General features: G+C 39.3%; 24 protein-coding genes, 1 pseudogene and 1 riboswitch. Of the genes and pseudogenes, 9 read left to right on the top strand and 16 right to left on the bottom strand.

Annotated elements, in window-relative coordinates:
* Positions 1–232: 232 nt before the first annotated feature.
* The gene (locus tag AKG34_RS00385) at positions 233–1,207 is read left to right on the top strand and encodes a bile acid:sodium symporter family protein (protein WP_053344267.1); all 975 of its coding nucleotides are present in this window, start codon (positions 233–235) and stop codon (positions 1,205–1,207) included.
* 374 nt (positions 1,208–1,581) lie between these two features.
* Entirely contained in the window at positions 1,582–2,838 is a 1,257-nt protein-coding gene (locus AKG34_RS00380; RefSeq protein ID WP_152952222.1) for a DUF445 domain-containing protein, read from the top strand.
* Between the two features lie 76 nt (positions 2,839–2,914).
* On the opposite strand, the gene AKG34_RS00375 is transcribed toward AKG34_RS00380, so the two are convergent.
* The 11 genes and pseudogenes from AKG34_RS00375 to AKG34_RS00330 all read right to left on the bottom strand — a co-directional run bounded on the left by AKG34_RS00375 (position 2,915) and on the right by AKG34_RS00330 (position 10,598).
* Positions 2,915–3,193 (bottom strand): hypothetical protein, encoded by a 279-nt coding sequence (locus AKG34_RS00375; RefSeq protein WP_152952221.1) that lies wholly within the window; start codon positions 3,191–3,193, stop codon positions 2,915–2,917.
* A 217-nt stretch (positions 3,194–3,410) separates the two neighbouring features.
* The gene (locus tag AKG34_RS00370) at positions 3,411–3,869 is read right to left on the bottom strand and encodes an SMI1/KNR4 family protein (RefSeq protein WP_053344264.1); all 459 of its coding nucleotides are present in this window, start codon (positions 3,867–3,869) and stop codon (positions 3,411–3,413) included.
* Positions 3,870–3,889: 20 nt separating this feature from the next.
* On the bottom strand, positions 3,890–4,051 hold the full coding sequence (locus AKG34_RS29160) for an SMI1/KNR4 family protein (RefSeq protein ID WP_269083709.1): 162 nt from the start codon (positions 4,049–4,051) through the stop codon (positions 3,890–3,892).
* Positions 4,017–4,325: an SMI1/KNR4 family protein gene (locus AKG34_RS29155; protein WP_269083708.1), complete on the bottom strand. Its 309-nt coding sequence runs from the start codon at positions 4,323–4,325 to the stop codon at positions 4,017–4,019. Before AKG34_RS29155 ends, AKG34_RS29160 begins: the two co-directional genes overlap by 35 nt.
* Positions 4,326–4,424: 99 nt before the next feature.
* Positions 4,425–4,985 carry an HNH endonuclease gene (locus AKG34_RS00360; protein WP_236694848.1) on the bottom strand — a complete coding sequence of 187 codons (561 nt, stop codon included), beginning with the start codon at positions 4,983–4,985 and terminating at the stop codon, positions 4,425–4,427.
* 753 nt (positions 4,986–5,738) lie between these two features.
* A complete protein-coding gene (locus tag AKG34_RS00355) occupies positions 5,739–6,194 on the bottom strand; it encodes an immunity protein YezG family protein (protein ID WP_053344263.1) in 456 nt (151 codons plus the stop codon).
* 21 nt (positions 6,195–6,215) lie between these two features.
* Positions 6,216–7,421: a DNA/RNA non-specific endonuclease gene (locus AKG34_RS26400; protein ID WP_236694847.1), complete on the bottom strand. Its 1,206-nt coding sequence runs from the start codon at positions 7,419–7,421 to the stop codon at positions 6,216–6,218.
* A 223-nt stretch (positions 7,422–7,644) separates the two neighbouring features.
* Positions 7,645–8,235 (bottom strand): annotated as a pseudogene (locus tag AKG34_RS28530) (T7SS effector LXG polymorphic toxin); the annotation flags it as partial.
* Positions 8,232–8,522 (bottom strand): YwqI/YxiC family protein, encoded by a 291-nt coding sequence (locus AKG34_RS00340; RefSeq protein ID WP_053344261.1) that lies wholly within the window; start codon positions 8,520–8,522, stop codon positions 8,232–8,234. The gene AKG34_RS00340 and the pseudogene AKG34_RS28530, both read right to left, overlap by 4 nt.
* The gene (locus tag AKG34_RS00335; protein ID WP_236694846.1) at positions 8,407–8,931 is read right to left on the bottom strand and encodes a YwqH-like family protein; all 525 of its coding nucleotides are present in this window, start codon (positions 8,929–8,931) and stop codon (positions 8,407–8,409) included. Before AKG34_RS00335 ends, AKG34_RS00340 begins: the two co-directional genes overlap by 116 nt.
* A 260-nt stretch (positions 8,932–9,191) precedes the next feature.
* On the bottom strand, positions 9,192–10,598 hold the full coding sequence (locus tag AKG34_RS00330) for a M28 family peptidase (RefSeq protein ID WP_053344260.1): 1,407 nt from the start codon (positions 10,596–10,598) through the stop codon (positions 9,192–9,194).
* A gap of 274 nt (positions 10,599–10,872) precedes the next feature.
* Between AKG34_RS00330 and AKG34_RS00325 the strand changes: the two genes are divergently transcribed.
* Genes AKG34_RS00325 through AKG34_RS00315 form a run of 3 tightly spaced genes read left to right on the top strand, consistent with a single transcriptional unit; the run spans position 10,873 to position 15,084 of the window.
* Positions 10,873–12,021: an iron-containing alcohol dehydrogenase gene (locus tag AKG34_RS00325; RefSeq protein ID WP_053344259.1), complete on the top strand. Its 1,149-nt coding sequence runs from the start codon at positions 10,873–10,875 to the stop codon at positions 12,019–12,021.
* Positions 12,022–12,032: 11 nt separating this feature from the next.
* Entirely contained in the window at positions 12,033–13,649 is a 1,617-nt protein-coding gene (locus AKG34_RS00320; protein ID WP_053344258.1) for a sensor histidine kinase, read from the top strand.
* A 4-nt stretch (positions 13,650–13,653) separates the two neighbouring features.
* Positions 13,654–15,084: a sigma-54-dependent transcriptional regulator gene (locus tag AKG34_RS00315; protein WP_053344257.1), complete on the top strand. Its 1,431-nt coding sequence runs from the start codon at positions 13,654–13,656 to the stop codon at positions 15,082–15,084.
* Between the two features lie 77 nt (positions 15,085–15,161).
* Here AKG34_RS00315 and adhP read toward each other — a convergent pair whose 3' ends face one another.
* Entirely contained in the window at positions 15,162–16,175 is a 1,014-nt protein-coding gene (adhP, locus tag AKG34_RS00310; RefSeq protein ID WP_053347932.1) for an alcohol dehydrogenase AdhP, read from the bottom strand.
* 278 nt (positions 16,176–16,453) lie between these two features.
* On the opposite strand from adhP, the gene AKG34_RS00305 reads away from it, so the two are divergent.
* Positions 16,454–16,750, top strand: coding sequence for a DUF3892 domain-containing protein (locus tag AKG34_RS00305; protein ID WP_053344256.1), 297 nt, complete (start codon positions 16,454–16,456; stop codon positions 16,748–16,750).
* 219 nt (positions 16,751–16,969) lie between these two features.
* Here AKG34_RS00305 and AKG34_RS00300 read toward each other — a convergent pair whose 3' ends face one another.
* Together AKG34_RS00300 and AKG34_RS00295 are read right to left on the bottom strand one after the other, a co-directional pair.
* Positions 16,970–17,782 carry a hypothetical protein gene (locus AKG34_RS00300; RefSeq protein ID WP_053344255.1) on the bottom strand — a complete coding sequence of 271 codons (813 nt, stop codon included), beginning with the start codon at positions 17,780–17,782 and terminating at the stop codon, positions 16,970–16,972.
* Between the two features lie 260 nt (positions 17,783–18,042).
* Positions 18,043–18,564, bottom strand: a complete 522-nt coding sequence (locus tag AKG34_RS00295; RefSeq protein WP_053344254.1) for a YbaK/EbsC family protein — start codon at positions 18,562–18,564, stop codon at positions 18,043–18,045.
* 168 nt (positions 18,565–18,732) lie between these two features.
* Positions 18,733–18,777: riboswitch (PreQ1 riboswitch) on the top strand.
* Between the two features lie 6 nt (positions 18,778–18,783).
* Between AKG34_RS00295 and AKG34_RS00290 the strand changes: the two genes are divergently transcribed.
* From AKG34_RS00290 to AKG34_RS00280, 3 genes are all read left to right on the top strand, one after another.
* Complete coding sequence (locus AKG34_RS00290; protein ID WP_053344253.1) at positions 18,784–19,269, top strand: QueT transporter family protein; 486 nt, start codon at positions 18,784–18,786, stop codon at positions 19,267–19,269.
* Between the two features lie 121 nt (positions 19,270–19,390).
* Positions 19,391–20,047, top strand: coding sequence for a TVP38/TMEM64 family protein (locus AKG34_RS00285; protein WP_053344252.1), 657 nt, complete (start codon positions 19,391–19,393; stop codon positions 20,045–20,047).
* Positions 20,048–20,162: 115 nt separating this feature from the next.
* A complete protein-coding gene (locus AKG34_RS00280) occupies positions 20,163–21,788 on the top strand; it encodes a PAS domain-containing sensor histidine kinase (RefSeq protein WP_053344251.1) in 1,626 nt (541 codons plus the stop codon).
* An 89-nt stretch (positions 21,789–21,877) separates the two neighbouring features.
* Here the strand turns inward: AKG34_RS00280 and AKG34_RS00275 are convergent, their stop codons facing one another.
* The gene (locus AKG34_RS00275; RefSeq protein ID WP_053344250.1) at positions 21,878–23,329 is read right to left on the bottom strand and encodes a cadherin-like beta sandwich domain-containing protein; all 1,452 of its coding nucleotides are present in this window, start codon (positions 23,327–23,329) and stop codon (positions 21,878–21,880) included.
* 57 nt (positions 23,330–23,386) lie between these two features.
* Positions 23,387–24,256, bottom strand: coding sequence for a VOC family protein (locus AKG34_RS00270; RefSeq protein ID WP_053344249.1), 870 nt, complete (start codon positions 24,254–24,256; stop codon positions 23,387–23,389).
* Between the last annotated feature and the right edge of the window lie 91 nt (positions 24,257–24,347).

Genomic DNA, 24,347 nt, shown 5'->3' with positions numbered 1-24,347 from the left:
AGTTTGCCAATAATATATAGGCCTATCTAATAAAAATAGCGACGACCAAAGTTTTTAAAACCTTGTCCGCTTTTTTATTAAAGTTAATCTTCATAAACATAAAAAGAAGTAGTAAATTGATTCCCAAATGGCTGGTTAGAAACGCATTGACACTTTTTATTACATAAAAGGGTTTTAAATATTCTGAATATAAATTATAATTGATTTATTTTAAAACATCTAGGAGGTCACTATGGGGTTAGTAGAGAAAATCAGCACATTTGCTGGTAAAACGTTTACCTTATGGGTCATTATTTTCGCAATTATTGCGTATATCATGCCTAATCATTTTATTTGGATTGGAGCCTATATTGTCCCGTTATTAGGAATTGTCATGTTTGGCATGGGACTTACACTATCAGCAGCGGATTTTAAAGAAGTTTTCCGTCGACCGAAAGAAGTAGCACTAGGGGTAGCAGGACACTTTATCATTATGCCATTATTAGCGTTTGCATTAGCAATAGGGTTCGATTTACCGAAAGAAGTGGCTGTTGGTGTTATTTTGGTTGGATGTTGCCCAAGTGGAACAGCTTCAAATGTCATGGTGTTTCTTGCGAGAGGAAATGTTGCGCTTGCAGTTGCCATTGCTTCTGTTTCCACTATTCTAGCACCTATCGTAACCCCCCTGCTTATTCTGCTCTTGGCAAGTAAATGGGTTAATATTAGTATTGGATCATTATTTATTTCTATCATTCAAGTGGTGATTATCCCACTGATGCTTGGATTTGTTGTTAAAAAGTTTTTCGGCAAACAGGCAGAGGTTGGTGCAAAGGCCTTGCCTCTAGTATCTGTCATTTCTATTGTTCTGATCGTATCTGCTGTAGTAGCTGGCAGCCAAGCACAGCTGGCTAAAACAGGATTGCTGATTTTTGCAGTAGTCGTTCTTCATAATGTTCTTGGTTTTTTCCTCGGCTTTTTCTTTGCTCGTTTATGCGGAATGGATTTAGCTAAACAGAAAGCAGTGGCAATGGAGGTTGGCATGCAGAATTCTGGTTTAGGTGTAGCTATAGCAACAGCTCATTTCTCGCCTTTGGCCGCGGTACCTAGTGCCATTTTCAGCGTTTGGCATAATATATCAGGCTCCGTTCTAGCCTTTATTTTCAGTCGCATGAAAGATAAAAAAAATGGAGAGAACGCTAAAAATAATTCGATAAAAATAGGCGCATAATAATGATGTATATGATCCAAAAAACCGATAATCTGGAGGGCTCTTTTGACTCTTTTAATTAAATTAGTGGATTAAGCCGATTGAGTAAATCGGCTTTTTTTATTGTGAATGAACTATCTGCATATTGAAAAGTTAAAGGGGAAATAACAAAAAATTCAAACGTGAAATATTAATGATTGTGGGTTCGATTTATATTGAGATGCATTTTAAGGTATAAGTGATATGCCTTTCCCCTGAGTAAATGAACTTACTGACTTTGTTGGGGGTAATTTTTTGAACTACCTGCTATACTACTAGATAAAAGTAAGACATAAAACTCTTGCTAATGATTTGGATATAGTAATTGAATATCATTTTAAGGATGAGGGAATATAATGTCACCAAAAATAAAATCGTCAAGAAAAATTGCTAGGTATTCACTAATTATCATGGGGTTGGGTTATATTGCAACCACTCCATTTCAAGGTTCATTGCCGCTAGATTTATTACATGGAGGATTTGAGGCTGGTTTAGTTGGCGGATTAGCAGATTGGTTTGCAGTCACTGCATTATTCCGCCATCCGCTTGGATTACCAATCCCCCATACAGCGCTTTTGCCCAACAATCGTAAAAGAATGACAAATGCACTTGTTTCGATGTTAAAAAACGACTGGCTTTCTAAGGAAAGTATTCAGGACAAAGTAAAACATATTCCTTTTACTGAAAAATTGATCCCTATTTTAGTAAAAGAGATACAAAGTGATACTTTTAGAAAAGTCCTGATTAAACTTATCAAGCAAATGATTGGTTATATAGATATTGAAAAGATTACACCTTTCGTTGCAAAAAAAATTAAAGCATCACTTTCTAACATAGACATGAGTAAGATTCTACATTTAGTAAGTTCACAGTTACTTAACGAAGAGTTTGATAAGAAGGCTTTGGATCATGTTTTGAAAAAAGCTGAAGATTGGTTAGGAAAAAAACAAACAAGTCACCAACTAGGCACTGTTTCCATGGATGTACTTAGTAAGATTGAACTGGAAGGTATGCTTCAGTTTGCCGTTAAATCCATTCAAAGTCTACTTAACGAAGAGAAACTTGGGAATATCATACAAAACCTGTTATTAAGTGTCGTAAATAATTTACAAAACGAGGACGAACCAAATAGAGAGGCTTTAATCTTATATATCAGGAAAGAGATACAAGGCATTAACCATAACCGGGAACTGTTAGAAGGAGTTGAAAAATGGAAAAAACAACTTCTAACAAAATGGGAGCCTGAGGCGACAATAACGGGAAGTCTACAACAAATTCAACAAGAAGCATTGGATTTCGTCGAAGATGAACATTTCATGGATACTTATCTGACTCCAATGATTCATCACACACTAGACAATATTAAAGAAAATAGCACCCACATTGATCATTGGATACAGAAACAAATTACTGTTCTCATTGAAAATAATCATACGCAAATCGGCAATCTTGTACAAGAAAATTTAGATAAGCTAGACAACGAAACTCTAATTGATATGATGGAAAATGGTGTAGGAAAAGATTTACAATGGATTCGTGTGAACGGAGCGGTTTGTGGTTTTATAATAGGGATTATCCTAACAGGTATACAAGCTCTACTTAAGCTGGTATAATTCCGGCATCGGCGGCCGATCTTGTAACAGCAGCTTGCTGCTGTTTCAAGATCGAATCCGTTTTACCTGCCTAACATCATACCGCCGTCTGCATATCCACATTGTTCAGCCTTCTTTTTTTACCTATTTCTTCATCTATATTTTCTAACGTGTCTTTTCCTGATCTCGCTATGTCTGTTATTGTAGCTTGAGCATTCTGAACCTGCTTTTGCGCAAATTCTTTACTGTAAGGGATGAGCTTTGTCCCACTTGCTACTTTATCAGCGACCTTCGTCGCACCAGCCACACCACCAATTCCAAGTGCCATCATCAGGCCGTTCTGGCGCTGTTCCTCAGTTAGCTGGTTTCCGAACATGTCTTTGCCGGTGACCGCTTCTCCTAGTCCGTTGGCTGCGATGAGTCCGTATATCCTGTATTCGGTTTTCTGGAGGAGGCTAAAGCCTTTTGACACCAGCCATGGTTATGATCCTTTTGACCTTAAATACAAAATAAACCAAATCTTAACTTAAATCAGTTAAGATTTGGTTTATCTACATATTATTTATTATTTCCCCAAAATTAAGTATTTGTTTTTACTTGGCGACAAGTAAATTGTCCATGAACTCTTTAAAATTTCCAGATATCGGTTTGATAAATTCTTTCCTTAACTCGTTATCTTCTTCAAAATAGTCCATGTCACAAAAATATACTTTACCTTCTTGTTCTCTATCTAAAGATAAACAGATTAAACTATTAGCCGGATCTAATCCTATAGGGAGAAAATCTTTTGGTACTATCTTGCTTTCATTATACTTAATGAAATTACTTTCTAGATTTTCATCTATTTCACTTGATAAAGGAAAAAATAGTATAATCGAAGAAGTGATTGTATGATCTTTTGTTTGAAATCTTCTATTTACTGCTTTTCCGCCATTATTAGATAATAAAAACCTACTAAAATCTTTCGGTAGTACTATATTAAATTTTTCCTCAAAATTTTCAAGTTCACTTACCGAAATTTTTTTAAATGTGTATTCAAACTTGTATTCCATTTTATTTTTTGCTCCCCCTCCTACTTTGTATCTTCTTTAGAATACAATTGCTTCAACAAATCATTAAATGTATCACACACTAATAATAACGCTTCCTCTTCATGATTGAGAAAAACTATTTTGGGAGAAGAATGATTATTTCGATAATCAAAGCATAAGTAGTTTCCAAATGGATCTAGCAAAAGGCACAATTCCTTTTAACGTTGGACCAGAAAATCTCTCATAAAACATTTCTATATTTATATCATTATCAGTAAAACTAATTAAATCATTAAATACTCCCTGTTGCCCTTCACTGAAATTAAAGATATTAGGTTCTGGAAAACCTCCGTTATATTTCATAACACATATTTTGTAATCATCAGGATATTCTATATCAAACGCTTTTTCAATCGAAGCTATTACACTCTCATCGGGCTTTTCTTCCTCTACAAATAGCCACTTTTTCAATCCCATGTTACAATCTCCAGAATCTCTTTTTTTATAATACCCTTTCTTCCCGATTCACCACCGCCCCATATAGCTCTTCCACCAGTATGTCCGGCTGCTTGGTGTTCAAAACAATCCAAAAATTTGCATTTTACCTGATTCCTGATGATGATGCCAAGTAAGTGTTTTTAGAACTCTACCTTCTTTTAATAATTCATATTCTTTTGCAGTGAACTTTTCAGCTAATTCTGGATTCCTGATTACTTCTTCATATAAGGCTTTAGATAAATACTCAAATTGTACGGCATCTGTTTCTAAATAATATTTTTCTGGTAAGAAAATATCATATTTTGAATGAAAAATCGGGAATCCACCTTTGTCATAATTCACTTGATATTCTTTACCGTTTTTGGTTGAAATAAAAGTGTACATTGTAGTTCCGTCTTCATTACGTTCTTTATATTTATAATTTCTTGGTTGGTTAGGTCTTCTCGCATATGCTGGTAGTTTTCTAGCTGCTTCAACCATCGCATCATCGGCCTTCACTTGGTTTACAGAAGAAAGTCTCTTCACTGCAAACTTCTGTACGATATCCTTAACCGTCGTATTATCAAAAGTGACATGTTTGTAGTTGTTTCCATACGCCGTCGCTAATTCCTCGACCCTAATACGGAGAGGCACTTTCACTTTGCCGATTTCTCTTCCGAAGGCCTGGACCCTCTGAACCTGCTTTTACACAAATTCCTTACTGTAAGGAATGAATTTTGTACCACTTGCTACTTTTTTCTAAGCCACCTTGCCTGAGTATATCCATATTTTTTCAATAGAATGATTTTAATACCTCACGGCATATTATCTGAGGAACCCAATATGGCTTAAGTTGATTTTTCTCTAGTGAAAATTTTTTTAAAATTCTTCTGCTAATTCTTTTAATTCGTCTAATAATTGATACTTATCTATCGATACTTGTGTTTCCATTACCCAATCATCGCCTGCTCTCCTCCTATTAATGTTCGCACTCGTATAAAAATTTAACACTTAGTACACTAATTAAATAATCATGATCGTTTTAATCCATGTATGTAAACATGCAAAAAAGCACTCGTCGCCTATAGTAGACAATCAAGTGCTTTAAGTTCATACATGTTCTAAGTTTAGTAATATCTTTTAGTTTTCATAAGTTTGTAAGTTTCATGTTTTTATATTGACAGTATGACATCTTCTTTATTTCTTGACAAGTGTCACGTTTAAACCCATGAGCTTATGCAATCTCGTTAGTTTGGTTGCCGATGACATCTATGAGTGGTCCTATCTAGTCAAATGTCATCTCGCCCTATTCTCGTTCTTGCCTTAATATTAAAATAACATTGATACTCCTTGAAGGTATAACCTTCATGAGTCATTAATTCAAATTAGAGCATGTCTTTAACTGTAAACAATTTAAAGGTTATTATTTTTTATCTCCTCAAACCACTCATTAGCAATATGATGGGCCGTTTTAACATCGTCATTAGTATAAATTAAATCATACTTGTATTCAGCTTGAAGCTTGCCACTCTTGGTATCATATATTAATTTCAACTCAGTTGGCAGGTCTCTTTCATATTCTTCGCACAATACTTTGATTTTTTCGACATTATCATTGATGATATCTAATACCATAAACCCTCGTTCTGTAGACACATCATATCTTTCATCCCCATTCTCCAATGCATCATTCAATTTATGAGACTTTACATACTTATTGTTAATCAAATAAAAGAAACTGCTCGAAATAATTCCTTCTTCACATGAAGCATAAACATATACTTTATCAGCTCTATCTTCAACATATTCCATACATATGGATATCATATCTGCTTGCAATTCACTAAATATCTCTTCAAATTCTTTCATACTACTTTTTCACTCCTTTGATTAATTTTTAAGATTTGCAGAACCAAACTCACCATCAATAGTATATCTGACTTTAAATTTCTCTGGACGCATATCGTTCCCAGAGTAAATTATATCAACATCAACTGTTACTTTTTTGGGAGGTGTTTCTTTTAAAGCTGCAGCCCATATTCCTTCAATTTTCTTATATTGCTTCAAATTAACATCAGATAATTGCGAAACCAAATTGTCAATCTTAGGTGAGCCTCCAAACCTATCAGCTGCCAAATGCCCTGCATGGTCTTTACCTTTTACTTTACCTGGTGTATTTTTGCTGTGTGACAATCTGTCTTTTCTCTCTGTTAATTGTAAATTTTCTGTTTCAAATTTTGAAATCCTACCTAAATTATCTGTTTCATATAAATAATCATACTCTCCAGCTTTATACCTAATATCAGGCTTTAACCTATTTTTTCTACCATTTGTAAACTGTTGCCCTTTGTCGATAAATGTTTTGACTTCACTTACTCCAGAACTACCTTTACCCGTACCCTTAGGAAGATTCTTCCCTGAAACACCCACTACTTTGCTATCCTTCACCGTAAATTTCTGATAGGCTTCCTTAATTGTCTGCTTTTCCATCACAACTTGGCGAAGAGTTGGTCCTCCTACGAGGGAAACTTGTTCCATGCTTATCCGTTTAGGGATTTCTTTTTTACCTATTTCATTACCTATATTTTTTAACGTGGTTTTTCCTGATCTCGCTATGTCTGTTATTGTAGCTTGAACTTTCTGAACCTGCTTTTGCGCAAATTCCATGCTGTAAGGGATGAATTTTGTACCACTCGCTATTTTATCAGCGACCTTAGCCGCACCTGCAACCCCACCAATTCCAAGTGCCATCATCAGCCCGTTCTGGCGCTGTTCCTCAGTCAATTGGTTTCCGAACATGTCTTTGCCGGTGACCGCTTCGCCGAGGCCGTTGGCAGCGAGGAGTCCGTATATCCCGTATTCGGTTTTCTGGAGGAGGCTAAAGCCTTTTGTTGTTTTATAGGCATCGAGCGCGTGGTTTGCTGCGTTGAGTCCTTTGGCCGTTTTGTATATAGCGCTGCCGCCTTTGATGGCCCGGCCGGCCCAGCCGACGACTGGGATGAATCCAGCGGCGGCCATGGCGCCGGCGGCGATTCGTTCGGCTTCGGACAGCTTGCGGCCCGATAATGGATCGACTCCGGTTCCTGATTGAATCATAATATCCCGTGAATTCCCCTGTAAAGGTTTTTGTCGTATCCCAAGCTTTTTCATACCACGGACGGTTTTCGAGTTCTTCCATTTCACGTTCGATTTCCTTGGCTTCGGCTTGTTGCTTTTTGAAGGTCTGATAGTCTTTCATCTGACCGGCGACTTCATCCTTCACTTGATAGACGTCACTATTCCTAAATGCCGATTGATTGAAAGTCATCGGCGAAACGTTGCCGTCCTGTTTGGTGGCATCAAGCAATGCACGGAAGAGGCCAACGGCCACGTTTTCCTGCCCGACGGACACATCATATTCCTCGACCAATTGCCGGTCGACGTTCTCTACCTTTGTCATGGTGTCATCCAGTCTCTGTCCGGCCAACGTGATTTTTTCATTAAAGTCTTTTTGGTCGAACATATTGAGAGGAAGGATATCATCAATACTGTTCAGGATTCTTTGGAGATCGCTCGCTTGTTCATCGACAAGCGACTTCGCTTGGTTAACGCCATTCGAGACTTCGCCGTCTAAAAAGGGAACCTCGACCACCGTATTTCCGGAGAGGTCTGCCTCTTCCAGACTGGCTGGAACGCCTTCCAAAAAACTGATCTGGGTAGTGAATAGTTCCATCCAGGCGTCGGCCACCTCGATTTGCGCTTCATAGAAGCCTTTGATGGCAGCGGCACCGGCCCCTTGAAACTCGTGATCCAGGCCGACGATACCCTGAAATTCCTTTTTCAGCGCGACGACTTGCTCCTTTAGCTTTTCATATTGTTCGGCACGCGACTTGGTCGCAGCCTTCAATGTATTCGCTTCGTATATTTTCATCGCGGCTGATACCCATGTGAAGACGTATGGGCAATGGCTTCATCCTGTTCTTTTAATAAGTCAATGTTAGCACGGGTATCTTCCACATTTTTCTGGACGATTTTGATATATTGCTCGAAGACCTTCTCGAGGTTCGTTTCCCGGTCAATCCACTTCGAGGTGAACTCCAATTTATTGTTGCCTAGCTCGCCTGCCGGCAGATTTCCAAGCGTGACTGTACCAAGCGCCGTCTTCACCTGATCGACTTGCTTTGTTACGGCAGGATGATTCAGTTTGATTGTCGTCATTAAAACAACACCCTTTTAAATATGATATTTTACTTTCTAATTGATCAATGACGGCTTCTCCTTTACCTAAAAGAACATCCGCTTCATGGGCTATGGTGCTTGCTGCACTCAGAGCTTTATTCTCTATATTCAGCATCGTGATTTTTCCCTCGATTTTTTCTTGGTAGTCGTCATAATCATCATAAATGATCGTAGACATAGCCTGGTATGCATCACTACGGGCATCCTGGAAGTCTTCTGCACGATTTCCTGTCCAGCTTTTTGCTAAGTCTGGATTTTTAATTTTACGGATTTCCCCCAGACATGTATTCTGTTCTTCTTTGATTTGTCTTTTTGCTTGCTCCAAACGATTAATTTTTTCATTCACATTGGACATTTTACTGGAGAGGGCAGAGTGAATTTCACTCAATGAATTTGCATACACTTAAAAATCACCTCAAACATACTATTATCATTGGGTATACTGTCATATTTTTCATATTTTTCATTATAAGGATTATAGTCTTAGAGTTAAATAGGGATAAATAAGCTATTTATGATAGGTCTTTAGGGAATTCATCCCATACAGAAAGATTCCAGCTTAGACTTTCCACCCCTGTTTTTTCCATTTTCAAACATAAAAAGAGAGTGCAGGCTGCACCCTCTAAAATTCATACTCATTTTAATGCATTATCTCAATTCCTTTTCGTCAAATAAATGCGGAACCTTCACCTTTTTCCCTTTTTTATGATTTAGATTAGGTTTTTTAGCTTCGATTTTAGCTTGGTCATAGACAGCAGTGCTGACAATTTCAGCAACATCTTGAAGCTTTTCCTTTGAGATTTTATCAATGGTATCATCAGGAGTATGATACCAAGGTTCTGATGGACTGTGGATGAATAAAGCAGCGGGAATTCCAGCCTCAGCGAAAGATACATGGTCACTTCGCCCGCCTTGTCCATATGGAGTCGGCTCACCATTCAGTCTTGTACTTGATTCCTGAGCCAGCTCGGTTACAAGGTTCATTTCTCCATCATTAGTCAAAATAACCAAATCTCCAGCGTCCCTGCTTCCTACCATATCTAGGTTGAAGTTGGCAATCGTCCGCTTGATATCATCATCAGAGAGGTTGTCCACATAATGCTGCGAACCTAGCAATCCATTTTCCTCGGCCCCAAAGGTAACGAAGCGAATTTCCGTATCTGTAGGAAGATTCTTTAAAACACGTGCAAGTTCAAGTGTAACGGAAGTGCCTGATGCATCGTCATTTGCTCCAGGTGCTCCGGCGACGGAATCATGATGGCCTGTGATATAAATGATATCGCTCTGCTTAGCTTTAATGGTCTTGGTTGCTTTTTTTGTTGCCACCACGTTATAAGAGGTTTTTTCTCCGGTATAAGCCCCTTCAATTTTTAATGATGCGGTCAGTTTAACTCCAGCATTCAATTTTTCAAGCAGGGCTTCTCCATCCTTTTTCGTTATCGTGACTGATGGAATATACTGATCATTAGCCCCTCCAAGGGTCCCATTTAATTCCCCATCTGCATTATTGAATAGGATGACACCTGCTGCCCCTTTTTCTGCTGCATTCAATACTTTCTCTGCAAAAGTGAAGCTGCCTCTTTGAATAAGGGCGATCTTCCCTGTAACACCCGCTTTTTCAAGCTCTTCCTTCGTTCCTAAACCGGCGTATACCATTTCACCGGATAGATTACCATTTACTGAATAGGTTAAATGGTTCGATTGGATTTCCCCATCAAATCCGTCAACGGACAGCTCGACCAGATTTGGATCTGTATAGGATATAAAACTAAACTCTTCGATATCGGCCTTATAGCCATAAGATTTAAATTGCTTTTTGATGAACTGGACGGCCTTATACTCAGATTCCGTACCGGCTACTCGAGGTGTTTGTGAGAGGTATTCAATATTCTTGTAGATTTTGTCGACATCGATCCTTTTAACGATTTGCTTGTCTGTGGACGGCGCATGATGTACTGGAGAAGTATTTGGTGTTGCTAAAGCAGTAGTAGTGGTCCCGGCTGCCCCTAATGATAATGCTGCGACTAATGATAAGGATAGAAATTGTTTTTTCATAGATTGCCTCCCAGTTTAATAGATTCCCTCTATCATTTTACAATATATAGAAATTTCTAACTAGGTAGGTTTATCCCTATTAATCTGTGCCTAAAGTAACGAATTTACAAATTCAAGAAACTAGAAGGAAATTTGACCTGTGCCAGAAGTTGTGTTTAATTAAATAATTTGTCACATTATATAAAAATTCCTGCGATTCAAACAGGATTTTCGCCTTTCTTCGGGAAAATAGTACAAAGAGAAAATGACTTTAATCAGGGAAGAAGGCGCGAAGATGTCGATAACTAAATTTGTGATGCCGGAAGTTATTTTTGGAAAAGGTTCTATTGAACAAGCTGGCGAGGCTTGCTTGCGGTTGGGTGCCAAAAAGACACTGATAGTTAGTGATTCCGGTGTAGCCAATGCTGGTTGGCTTGATATTGTCATGGAAGCCTGCCAAAATGCGGGGCTTGCTTTTGCCACCTTCATTGAAACGACGACCAATCCGAAAGACAGGGAGATCGAAGCCGGTTGTTTATTTTTTAATAATCATGAATGTGACGCCATCATAGGTGTGGGGGGAGGAAGTGCCTTGGATGTCGCAAAAGGGATCGCCCTTTTGGCAACGAATGGTGGAACCATCAGTGACTATGAAGGAGTTGATAAAGTCCATTCTCCTCTACCCCCTATGGTGATGATCATGACCACTGCCGGATCGGGTTCGGAAGTCTCACAGTTTTCTGTGATTGTCGATTCGTTCCGGGAGAAAAAAATGACGATCATTTCAAAATCCCTCGTTCCTGATATTGCGATTGTTGACCCGGCTACCTTAACGACCTTAGAAGCAGATTTGACCGCCGCTACTGGAATGGATGTTTTGACACACGCCATTGAATCCTATGTATCTATCGCTGCAACTCCTTTGACCGATGTACAAGCCACAAACGCCTTGTCCATTGTTTCCCGTTACCTACGCCCTTCCGTTGCGTCTAAACATAATGAGGAAGCAAAAGAAGCGATGGCGATGGCCAGCCTGCAAGCCGGTCTTGCCTTTTCCAATGCCATATTGGGAGCAGCCCATGCAATTTCACATGCCATTGGCGGAAAGTACCTGCTTCCGCATGGTGAAATCAATGCTATCCTTCTCCCCCATGTCATGGACTTCAACCGAATTGCGGCCCCGAAGCGATTCAGCCAAATAGCAGAGATCATGGGGATTGATACGAGAGCTTTAACTGAGCAGCAAGCCGGCACCGCTGCCGTACACTTTGTAAGGGACTTGTCCCAGGATATCGGGACACCCAGGAGCCTAGGTGACGTGGGCATTACCAAAGACATGATTGATACAATAGGAATGACCGCCCTCGAGGATGCCTGCATGATTACAAACCCTCGGGATATGTCATTAGAACAGATTAGGCAGTTGCTCCTTACAGCCCTATAAGAGGTGAAAACATGAACAAATCTGAGTTGATCGATTTAATGACAGGCGTTAAGTCTTCGAAAAAAACATATTACACGGAACTTAAGAAAACCGTGGATCAGTTGAAGAAGAAAAATATGCAGCTTGAAATTATGAACGATATCACTAAAAACATGAATATAGACATGGATATTCACGAAATTCTCCGAATTGTTATCTCAAAACTCAAGCACCTAATTACATTCGATGACAGTCATTTTGTCATTTTATACGAAGAAGAACCAACTCTTCTCCATATTTGTCCTAATGGCCAATGCGAGCTTGAAATTGAATCCAAAAACCTATTACACCCTTTTCAGGACTTCTCATCTGCCTTGAAAGACGAACAATCCATTCAAGTGGAAATCAAAATGCTACCAGACTTCCCGGAAAAAAAAAGACTGCTATCTCTTGAGATTGAAACGCTTCTATTGGTGCCCCTGTATGGGAAAAATAAAAAAATAGGGGTTTGGACCTTCGGCAGAAAGAAAAAGAAAACGTGGCATAAAGATGAGTTGGATTTTCTTGAGCAACTTTCCAACCAGCTTGCACTGACTTTGGAGAATGCCCAGCTCTATAAAGAAGTTCTCCATTCCAAACAAGAATGGGAGGATACCTTCAAGGCCGTCGAAGATATGATCATCGTCTTTGATCGCCAAGGAGAAGTCTACCAATCTAATGATGCAGCCAGAGCTTTTTTTGACTTAAGTCCTTTAATTGAGAAATCTCAGACTCTGATTCAAGAGACATTTGTACAGGATAAGCCAGGGTTTCAAGAAATTTTGCTTCAGCCTGAAGCGATCTTGGAAATGCATGCCTATCCGATTCAAAATAAGGATCAACAGGTCTATGGAGTCATTGCTTATTATAAAAACGTCACCGAGAGAAGACAGATGGAAGCTCAATTGTTACATGCCGGCAAGCTCGGAGCCATCGGCGAAATGGCAGCTGGAGTTGCCCATGAATTGAATAGCCCATTAACGGCCATTCTTGGAAACTCACAGCTTTTATTACGGAACACTTTACCAGAAAACGAAGATTATATGCTTCTAACCGATATTAAAAATTGCGGCGACCGGTGCAGGCAAATCGTGAAAAGCTTACTTACCTTTTCCCGTCAAGATGAATATAGATTCCACTATTACTCTATTAACGAGGCCATCCATCAGGTAATGAACCTTCTGAAGTTTCAACTAGGGAAGAAACAAATTTCCCTTCATCTTTCCCTTCAGGAAGATCTTCCTTTCATAAAGGGAAGCCAACCTCAGATAGAACAAATAATCATCAACTTGCTATTGAATGCCCAGGATGCATTGGATGATTGTGATATATCGGAAAAATTCATTACGATTCATACCTATTCTGAAGAAGAATTCATGGTGGTGAAGGTTGCTGATAACGGAGCTGGGATTGAAGCAGAGCGGCTGCCGCTCATTTTTCATCCTTTTCATACGACTAAGGACCGTGAAAAAGGTACAGGCCTAGGATTATCTGTGAGCCTTGGTATTGCGAAAGACCATGGAGGCAAAATTGACGTAATAAGCGCACCTGGAAAAGGAAGTGTATTTTTCCTGAGGCTTCCCTTGCAGCCAGAAGATGAAAGGAGATGATGAGATGATTCATTTACTTGTGGTAGACGATGAAAAAGAAGTTGGTACCTTTTTATCCCGCCTTTTTTCGATAAAAGGATATCACGTACAGGTCGTGAACAGTGGAAAGGAATTTCACCAAATAGATTTTAATCAGCAGCGCTTTGATGCCGCGATGATAGACCTAAAGCTTCCAGATTGTGATGGCCTATCTCTCCTGCAGTATCTGAAACAAAAACAACCGCTTTGCAAGGCACTGATTATGACCGGATACAGCACAGTCAAGACCGCTGTCGAGGCAATGAAACTTGGAGCGAGTGATTATATGGAAAAACCCTTTGTGGATATTGAAGTATTGGAAAAGCAACTTGACAACCTATTGAATGAAAACGACGATTTGAATCAACACTTTATCCATAACCTTGCCAAAGAGTCGGGTCTCATTGTAGGAGAAAGTTTATTAATGAAGGAACTGATTGAAATGGCTTTCAAAGTGGCTCAAAAATCCGTCAATGTCTTGATCGAGGGAGAAACAGGGAGTGGCAAAGAAGTACTTTCCCGTTTCATTCACTCAGCAAGCCCGCGAAGCCACGAGCCCTTTATTGGTATTAATTGTGGAGCAATCTCGGAATCCCTTCTCGAAAGCGAATTATTTGGGCATGAAAAAGGGGCCTTCACCGGAGCAACCCAACAACGAAAAGGTTTCTTTGAAATTGCAGGGAATGGCACCCTTTTCCTCGATGAAATTGCCGACGCGAGTCCGGCCATACAAGTCAAATTGCTTCGAGTTTTGGAAACACGGGAATTTATGCGTGTCGGAAGTAGCGGGACATTAAGAACAAATGCCCGCTTAGTAGCCGCCTCCAATGAAAATCTGCAGCAGGCAGTTGAAAAAAACAAATTCCGGGAAGACCTATTTTATCGACTGAACGTCGTCACTCTTGATATCCCCGCCTTGCGTAACAGAAAAGAAGATATTCCCCTCCTTGTCCGTCATTTGGTTGAAAGAACTGGCCAGGCAGATATCTCCTTTTCCAATGAAGCTATTGAAAAATTACAGCAATACGACTGGCCCGGTAATATACGCGAATTATCTAATATAATCATGCGAACTCTCACTCTTGCTGACCATAAACAGGAAATCTCGGCAAAAGATATCCTTCTATCTACCAACCAGGTTATTCCAATAAAAAAAGAACCGCCGAATGCGAATCAGTCGACTGAAAATCATCTCGAAGAATGGCGTAAACAGCTGGTTGCCGACTTTAATGAGAAAGATGAACTAATGCTCGAGGAAATCCTTAAGGAAATCAAACAACTCGAATCTACAATTGGCAAAGAACTCGTCATGCAGGCACTTCAAAAAACCTATGGAAACCGAAATGAAGCGGCCAAGCGTTTGCAGATCTCCATGAGAAAATTGCGATATATATTAAATGAGAAGAATCAGACATAATCTAATTATAGAATTCTTATAAGCTACCTAGAACAAACGAGGGTGTCCGACTTTAGGACCCCCTCGTTTGTTTATTTCTATTCTAAAGTTAATACGATTCGTCCGTTGATTTCTCCCTTTTCCATCATTTGAAACACGTCGTTGATTTCATCAAGCGTTCTCGTTTCAATATTCGTCCTTACTTTGCCATCAGCCGCAAATTGAACAGCTTCTTGTAAATCTTTTCTTGTACCAACGATTGACCCTTTTACAGTCACCCCATTTAGTACCGTATCAAAAATTGGAATTGGAAGTTCGTCATTCGGCAATCCGACAACGACCAATGTTCCACCCCTTTTAACTGAACTGTAAGCCTGTTCGAAAGCTTTTTTCGTAACCGCTACAGAAATGGCTGCTTGTACTCCACCAACTTTTTCCTTAATGGCTTGTACAGGATCGCTCTTAAGACCATTAACCGTGAAATCTGCTCCTAATTCTGTAGCCAGATCAAGCTTATCATCTTGAATATCAACGGCAATGACATTAAAGCCCATAGCTTTCGCGTATTGAAGAGCAACATGACCCAATCCACCAATTCCATAGATTGCTACCCAATCTCCAGGTTTAGCTTCTGACACTTTAAGCGCTTTATAAGTCGTTACACCAGCACAGAAAATCGGTGAAACTTCCGCAAAGTCAAGCCCTTCAGGAACCTTGACCACATATTTTGCTGGCGCTTTGCAATATTCCGCATAACCGCCATCCACAGAATATCCAGCATTCAATTGATCCAGGCAAAGCGTTTCCCGTCCAGTCAGACAGTATTCACAATCGCCACATGCCGAATAAAGCCATGGAATCCCAACGCGGTCACCAACTTTTAATGTAGTAACGCCTTCTGCCACCTTCTCAATAATGCCTACACCCTCATGTCCAGGAATAAGCGGCAGCTTCGGTTTTACCGGCCAATCACCATGTACCGCATGTAAATCGGTATGACACACGCCACACGCTTTAATTTTCACTAATATCTCACCATATTCTAATTCTGGGATTGGTACATCTTTAATCTCAAGCTCTTGATTAAATTCATTGACGACCGCCGCCTTCATTGTCTTAACGTCTTGTATTTTTTTTGCATCCGCAGTACTTGCCCCTTGTTTTACATTCATGATTCATATTCCTCCCTTTTTTAAGTGGATATTTCTCACTTCCACTTATTTATGATGCAAGTGCCATGCCAGAAGAATAAAGCCCGGACAACTGTCTTTTCAAAAAAAAATGCCGAAAAGTCGGCCCATTTTGCCAAAAATGCGGCTCAATCTGGACGAAACCTGGTTTGTATATTGCTGACCAAATAGCTCACCCTATAAATAGGAGGTGTCCAAGCATGGACCAATTTGAAAAAGCATATGAATCCTACAAACAGCAGGGAACCCCACAAGTAAACCAACATGATACAACTGGAAAAGAAGAAATTATCGCAGTACGAAAAAATGAAGATGACAATATTATTGCCATCAAAACAAACTCTGGGCGGGAGCTTGACTATCCCACCGCTCTTTCGGAAGCTAAGGCAGGCAACCTCGCCAATGTTGATGTCTTCCATAAATATGGCCGTGACATATTGCGGAGTGAGCCCGATGGGGTAAAGGAAAATAACCTGGATGAACTACCGGAGTTCTAACTATTTGAAGAAGCTGCCTCACGTATGGGCAGTTTTTTTCTGTCAGGGGGGTTAAACAAAAAGGAACCAGCATAGTAGCTGGTTCTCCTAAATTCCAGTTAAACTTACAAGCCCATCCTACTACATGGTCTCTTCGCCTTGAAAATGTAGTACAGCTCTGTTTTAAAATTGCAGAGTTATTTGAAGTATGGTCTACCTAAGACGTCTCTCACCATCATTTTATTTTTCATACCGATAGGATTCAGAGATTTCGAGCAGTTGGCCACAGGATTCCACCACTTCGATGATTTCTATCCAGGACATGTCCAACCCAAGTTCATTAGCATGAGAAATCTTATCCCGTAATTTCCTGATGGCATTCGCATCTTTCTTTCCTTTACTTTTAGAAGGAATTTGGAAGAAGAACCTCAATTCCTGATCTTTATGAATGATATCGAATTTATCACTGATTTGCAGACACTCTATTAAATTGATATCCTCATTTTTATCGATTCTCCTCCTATATAATTCGGTAGCCTTTTCTAAACGATCTCCGCTGATCATTGGATACCAACTGTCATCCCCGAATTTATCCATGATGATATCGCTCATCCTCATTTCCAAAAGGGTAATATAGCCAAAAATCAGCATTCTGATTGGAGGCTTCTGAAGATCAGCGTAGGTAATCAACTTTTTAATTGAATTATTCTCTAACACGAACACCCTCGTTTTATTCTTAAAAATATGGAGAAGTTGAATCAAAGGGGTTGAATCCGAAACCAATTCTCTTGGTGTAAAACTTTTCAAATACTCCTCAATCTTGCCTTCACCAAGTTCTTGCCTTTCGATATATCCGATAATTTCCCCTTGATCCTCTACCGCCAATATATCGAAATTCTTTTTTTCCAATTCTTTTTGTATCCCCAGTGCTAAATCGTTTTTATGGCAAAACTCAAGCTCCTGGGCAATGCTCTTAACCGTGATATTTTCTTCATAAAGAGTTTTAAGACTGTGATAACTGCTATTGTTTTTTTTATAGCTTCCATTGAACATCTTTAACCCTCCACTTACGAACTTTCTGAACGATTTGCCTATGCGCCATGTTGAACAAACCTCCCCTAATTAGACCGTTAATTTACATCTGCGGTCAACTTTTCAGAAAAAAATGGGAGCAAACCTATTAGGAACAAGTTAAAAGCTTACTAAAAATCCAGTAATAAAAAGGGAAAAGGTAATGTCTCTCGTTATCAACAAATAAAGTCCACCAAAGTGGACTCATTTCCATTCTATGTGGTTCTTTTTGGTACGATAAATCAAAATCCATCAACTGTCTTACCTACTGCTTCTTCCTCATTCTGCTCTTCTTCCCATGCCTTACAAACATCAACCCAATCCTTCGCTCCTGAATATTCAAATAATTCAGCGAATTTAAGTTCTATTGCAGAGTTCGCACTTCCGCATGCTGGGAATAAAGACTCAAAGCGCTTCATCGACACATCAAGGAAAACATCTAGGTCATTTGCCAACCCAAACGGGCAGACTCCTCCAATGGCATGACCAGTCTGTTCAAGCACATCCTCAGCTGACAACATTCGTGCCTTGAACCCGAACATCTGACGAAATTTCTTATTATCCACTTTTGCGTCCCCTGCGGCAACAACCAAAATCGCATGCTCACCTTCCCCCTTAAAGGAAAGAGTCTTAGCAATCCGCGCTGGAATAACGCCGATGGTTTCTGCAGCCTCATTCACCGTAGCACTTGATGTTTCGAACTCCATTACATCGCCTTCCCGGTCCCATTTTTTAAAATGGCTCTTGACACTCTCGATCGACATATTATAACCACTCCTTTGAAGTACATGTAAAAATAATATCATCCTTTATTGCAATAAATCAAAATCATTTGAGACATCCACAGCTTGAAAACTTATTATTTTGAAACCATTCTTTACAAATTGACGAAACAAGCCTACATGGGATACTATTAGTCTTCGGGCAAAAGCCTAAACGTGGTTCGTAACCATCCCACGATAAAAAACTAGGGAGAGAGTAAAATGAATGTTCGTACACTCGTGATAAGCGGGTTATTGGCCGCCTTATATGTGGTGGTCTCATTTGTGTTTCAGCCAATATCATTTGGAATATACCAATTTCGGGTTCCGGAAATATTGAATCATCTGATTGTATTTAACAAAAAATATATCTACGGCATAGTGGGCGGCGTTTTCATATCGAATCTGCTCTTTTCGCCGATGGTGCCATATGATTTGATATTCGGGGTAGGGCAATCTCTGCTTGCCTTATTGCTTGTCATTTTTGCCTCACGCTTCATAAAGAGCATTAAAGGACGGATGATCGTTACGATTATCTTTTTCACGTTCACAATGTTTTTAATTGCAATCGAACTGAACCTTGCCCTGGATTTACCATTCTTGTTAAGCTGGATGACCACGGCTGTCGGTGAGTTCATCGTCCTTTTAGTTGGTGCGCCAATTATTTATGGAATGAATAAAAGAATTCAGTTTGAAAAGTGGCTATAAAGGAATCTTCGCGTCGTTAACCCACTATAATGGAAAAGAGCTGTCTGCTTCATGCGGAAGCTCTTTTTTTCACCATTGAACCTGAAGATGATAAACTATTAGTATGAATGGTGGTGACCTTTTGAAAAAAATACTGACCTTAATCGGTCTATTGGTAATAGTAATATTTATCGTTTCCAATGCAGAATTGTTCACCATGGTTTGGAAAAGTGATTTGGATTCAGTTATAACCATATTGACAGAAAACCTTTTGCTTACTTTTGTTGTGACATTTGTGTTGATGATTGTCCAAAATTCTTTTACCATTATACCCTTAATTTTACTCCTAACCATCAATGTCGCGATATTTGGATTCATATATGGGTACTTATGGAGTTGGGTTACAAGTGTCGTTGCATCAGGATTCATTTTTTATGCAGCCAGGAACTGGTTTCAGGCACCTCTCTTAAAGAAAATGGGCCCAAAATGGAAAGAATCCGTTGTAGAGCATGGCTTTATGTACGTGTTTACCGGAAGGATATTCCCACTCATACCAACAAGTTTAATTAACTTGGCAGCTGGAGTCAGCTCTGTAACCTTCAAGGATTTTTTATTAGCGACCGCACTCGGAAATCTTATATACTTTTTCTTTCTATCCTTAATCCCTTATGGTCTCCTATCTGTGGAAATGAACGAATATACACTAGCTGTACTCGCCTTCCTCTTCTTACTATTTTTCCTTATCTATAAACGCTTTAAGAAGAAAAAGAAAGTAACCTTCTTCAGGAAAAACAGGTGACTGTTAGGGCTCCTGTTTTTTTATTTATGATTCTGCATATATTTTTCTTTGATAGTTTGTTAAAATGTGTATGTATTTTTAACCTTTGAAATGTCGTAAATCAGGGAGAATCTCCATGTCCAAACGCTCCATTTTAGTACTATATATCCTATTTGGGATTCTTACACTAGTCGTGTTCGACTACTTTTTAACTACTAATATTGAAAACAAAGAGGTCTTTATTCAACTCCAAAGAGCAGAAGGAATTGTTTTTCTTTTATCAATAGGCTTGATTTTATTTCTTTATTTGGCTAAAAGAGAAAAATTCAAGCAATTAAAAGAGGAGGAACAGCGTCGTCGCACGCTCATTAATTCAATGGTAGACTTCGTTAACTTCAAGGATGGAGATGGCCGATGGCTTGAATCCAACACCTTTGGTCTGCAATTATTTCAATTGGAACATGTAGACTATAAGGGAAAAAAAGACAGTGAGCTCGCAGAATACTCCGAATTTTATAAAGAGTCGTTAATCTACTGTGAAATTTCAGATGAAGAAACGTGGATAAAAAAGGAGATTACGCGGTGTGAGGAAATCATCCCGCTACCCAACGGCAATCATAAGACCTTTGATACCATCAAAGTTCCTTTGTTCTTTGAAGATGGTTCCCGAAAAGGATTAGTGGTCATTGGCAGGGATATTTCTGAAAGAGTTGTCGCAGAAAATCAATTATTTGAGAGTGAACAGCGCTATAAATCATTGTTCGAACACAACCCTTATCCGATGCTGATGCTTGATTTAACCGGAATAATTACCACCGTCAATCCAAGGTTTGAAACAGTTACAGGCTTTCATCAAGAAGAAATCCAAGGTGCCTCTTTTATTGAGTTAAACTTTTCCGCAGAAGATGAAGAACTGATTCGTACATCCTGTCAATACGTCGTGGAAAACCAAAAGGGGATAAAAAAAGGAAAAGATATAGAGTTTCTCACGAAATACGGGAAGTCTCTTTTACTTTCATGTACATTTGTCCCGATGCTTATTGGAAATGAATTAGTCGGAATTATTACCTATGCTAAAGATGTAACTCAAATCCGAGAAACGGAAGCACGCTTAAGAAGAACCGAAAAGTTGTCAATAGTCGGTGAACTTGCTGCCAGTGTAGCACACGAAGTACGTAACCCATTAACTTCTTTAAAAGGATTCGTCCAGTTACTTAAAAAGAGCGACCACCCCTTTGAACAATACTACACTATTATGCTCAGTGAATTAGACCGAATCAATCTGATTGTAAGCGAATTACTTGTTCTTGCAAAACCTCAGGAACTCCCATTCAGTAAACACCAAATTATTGAACTGATGGATGAAGTCAAAACCTTGCTTAAACCAGAGGCAGACTCATATTCTACAAAAATATCGATAGATGTAAAAAATGAAATCCCGCTTCTTTCATGTGAGGCAAATCAGCTCAAACAAGTGTTTATAAACATGATTAAGAACTCTATGGAGGCCTCCGCCGATCACATTTGGATTGATTTCGAGCAAATCGACAATACCCTTTCCATAACCATCAGGGATAATGGAAGTGGAATCGAAAAAAATCGTTTGAAACATCTAGGAGAACCTTTTTATTCATCTAAAGAAAGAGGAACGGGTCTAGGATTGACCGTTAGCTGCCGAATTATTGAGGCGCACAGAGGAAAGGTTCGTTTTAACAGCGAGCTAAATCATGGAACTGAAGTCAAAATTGTTTTACCAATATAAATTTCAGGACAAGCCTATTAAATCTTGTCCTTTTTTTGTATTCTAAAAAAAGACCCCTTCAAATTTTTTGAAACAGTCCCTTGGTAATATTAAAAAAGAGAGAGAACGAATTTCTTTATTTTCCCCAAAAATGAAATGGATTCTGTTGATTGATTATCCATCGTCATCATCTGGCTACCTTTGTTATTGGATTTAAGGTTTTCCGATTTACTAGATGTACTCATTTGTGTTGCTCCAACTACTGCCTCTTTTTCAGTTTTGGCATCATCTACAGTTTCTTCCTCATCCATGTCTACATCGATATCTTTATCGAAAACAAGGACGTAGGTACGTCGTGCTCCATCTTTTGAGACTGTTACTGAAATTGCCGTCTTAGCTTTATTCTTAATCGTTACGGTTTTACTGCTTTCACCGTCATATTTTATCGTAGCTCCACTTGCGCTAGCTATAGCTTCAATTTGGACTGAGGTAATATCCTTATCTACTTCGATATGATATGTATGCTCATCAGAATCAAAAGATTTGTTCCACGTTCCTTTTGATACTGTCAAAGTGTTCAACACTGGTGCGTTATTGCCTTCCTCACCTACGGACCCAGCTGACATTACCTTTTTAACAGAATCCGATAAGGTTTTTTGTGTAGAAATGCTTGCAATCTGCTGTGCTTTAGGTGCTTGGCTACTTAGCATTTGACCTTTGGATGAATCCGAAGGAGTTGATGATGGTTTGTCACCGTTATCGGAGGAAGGTTGAGTTTTACTTGCTCCTGTTGAAGATTCCTTTTTAGCTTCATCTCCTTTAGAGGTATCCTTATCTTCGGTTCTCTTTGCCTTTGCTGCAGCCCTTGTCATCGTAAGCGTGTATGTTTTTTTATCTCCATTTTCTGCTGCAACGACAATCTTCACTGTTGTCTTACCAACTGGAAGGTTCACCTTTACTCCTTTACTCGTTGCATCTATTCCATTTACATTTACCCTTGCAGTACTGTCACTCACTGTTGGAGCCACCGTAATGGTATTGACTTTATTCGCCAAAGAAACCTTATAAGCTGTTACAGACGCATCAAATGTTAAAGAACCTTTTGATAATCCAATCGCAGTTAAAAGGTTGTCATCGCTTTCCGATTTATCAACCTGGACGGTATAGGTAGTCGTTTCATTTATCCCATCACTGACCGTGATCGTGAACGTATTCTTACCAGTTTGAAGAGAAAAATCCTCAGCCTTCCCATTTGTCAGTTGTATACCATTCACTGATATGGTAGCAGTCTCACTGGAACTCTCAGCAAGTAAGCTGATTTTTTCAACATTCTTCCCTACTGTTGCACTATACTCTAGAACATCGGCAGAAAACTGTTGATTCAATGTTATACCATCTATTTTGAGCTTAGATAGAGTATTTACCGTTTGGGCCTCTCCCTGTGTGACCGCTGTATCCTCCGTAGCCTCCGCTGTAGGCATATAAGTGAACGTTCCCATTCCCACAAGAGAACCGACCAAGATCACCTTCACACCTTTTTCTTTAAACCTTTTCTTTAACAACGCCTATCCCCCCTATTATTCCTGCAAATGTGGTAGGGTCAGGTTAACAAAGAAACCTTAATTATTTCTTAATGTGGGAACGACTAAATGGATGACATTTCCTGACGGATCCTTTGTTACAACAGCTTCTTTCTCCTGGTTTATAAATGATCCTAATTGCTTTAATCGCTCTACTGTGTTTTTTCGTGCCTCTTCACTAGGTAAAATAAGCGTGAACGACTTCAGTCCTACACTTGTTGCCTCCGGTGCAGGAGCCCCGACTCCATTCCATGTATTAAGGCCAATGTGATGATGGTATTTGCCTGTCGAGACAAATAGGGCTTGCCCTCCATATCGTACAACAATATCAAAGCCTAGTCCTTTTGTATAAAACTCTTCGGTAGCACCAATGTCTGCTACATGTAAATGAATGTGGCCCATTACGGTTTCACTTGGCAGACCTGTCCAAGGTGTTTCATCATTTTCTGCTAATAGTCCTTCTGCATCAAGGGCCACCGTACCCATTTCAACTTGCCCATTCTGCCACTTCCAGGTTTCTTCCGGCCTATCACAATAAATTTCAATTCCATTTCCGTCAGGATCCCCTAAATAAATGGCCTCACTTACATAGTGATCCGAAGCTCCTTGCAGCGGATATCGACATTGAATCAAGTGCAGTAATATCTTAGCCAAATCAGCTCTGCACGGTACTAAAAGCGCAAAATGATATAAACCAGTCGTCCTCAATTGCTTCGGTGTTACACCATCTGGTTGTTCCAAAATCAGTAGTGGTGTCTTTCCATCTGCTGTTAACACTGCTTTATCAGCTGATTGCTCAAGTACTTCGAATCCAATAATCTCCTTATAAAATTTTAAACTACGCGATAAATCCTCTATAATGATATGTACATAGCCGACATAGGTGTTGGGATAACTTTGAAATTTCATTTTCTGTCCTCTTTTCATTTTAGTTACGTTAAGTGGTAAATTTATTATAGGTATTTTATATCTTTCTAGTATTTCTTAATTTCATTATATA

The organism is Peribacillus butanolivorans, assembly GCF_001273755.1.
Lineage (GTDB): Bacteria > Bacillota > Bacilli > Bacillales > DSM-1321 > Peribacillus > Peribacillus butanolivorans.
The sequence above is the reverse complement of the archived record's forward strand: the minus strand, read 5'-3'. Positions and strand labels throughout refer to the sequence as shown.